General features: G+C 77.9%; 1 protein-coding gene. It reads right to left on the bottom strand.

All coding sequences use genetic code 11. The features are described 5' to 3' along the window. Positions 1-741, bottom strand: a 741-nt coding sequence (locus tag G3I42_RS24580; RefSeq protein WP_164289379.1) for a hypothetical protein, incomplete at both ends; no start/stop codon positions are given.

Below are 741 nucleotides of genomic sequence, written 5' to 3'. Positions count from 1 at the left end.
GCCGGGTCCGCCGGGTCGCCCGTCTCGCCGTGGGCCGCGGCGAGGACCGCGCCGACCGTCGCGAGGCCGCCCAGCTCGCCGCGTACCGCCCGTCCGAGCGCCGTCACCTCGTCGCCCGCGCGGGCCGAGGCGCGGCAGTGGAAGGCGAGTTCGCACGCGGAGAGGCACTCCGGGGCGTACGCGGCTGGCACGGCGGCGACCGCCGCGCGCAACTCCTCGGCGGGGAGCGCCGGATCGAGGACCGTGCCCTCGGGGAGGGCGGCGAGCAGGTCGGGGACGCGCGTGAGCCGCGTGAGCTGGCGGCGCGTGACGGAGAGCTGCTTGCGGACGTCGACGGGGGCGCCGGTGGGGAGGTTGGAGAAGTCGCGCGGGCACACGAGCAGCACGCTCTCGCGCACGCGCGCCACGGGAATCGCCTCGGCCAGCGGCTCAAGAGCCAGCACGTACACCGCCGACTGCCGCGCCGCCGCGCCCACCTTCGCGGGATCGGCCGCGCCGTCGATCATCGGGAACGACTTGATCTCGACGACCGTCCATGTGCCGTCGGGCGCCACCACGACCGCGTCCGGCTCCAGGTACGCGGGTGAGCCCGCCACGTCGAGCGCGAGCATCGGGTGGTCGAGCAGCGTCCACCCCTCGCGCCCGGCGGCCTCGCGCAGCGCCCGCGCCGTCCGCTCCGTCCGCGCCTCGGGGCCCCGCCCGGCGAGGTCCGGTACGTGCCGGGACGCGGCCGTCGGCTCG

Source organism: Streptomyces sp. SID11385 (assembly GCF_010548245.1).
Classification (GTDB): Bacteria; Actinomycetota; Actinomycetes; order Streptomycetales; family Streptomycetaceae; genus Streptomyces.
The sequence above is the reverse complement of the archived record's forward strand: the minus strand, read 5'-3'. Positions and strand labels throughout refer to the sequence as shown.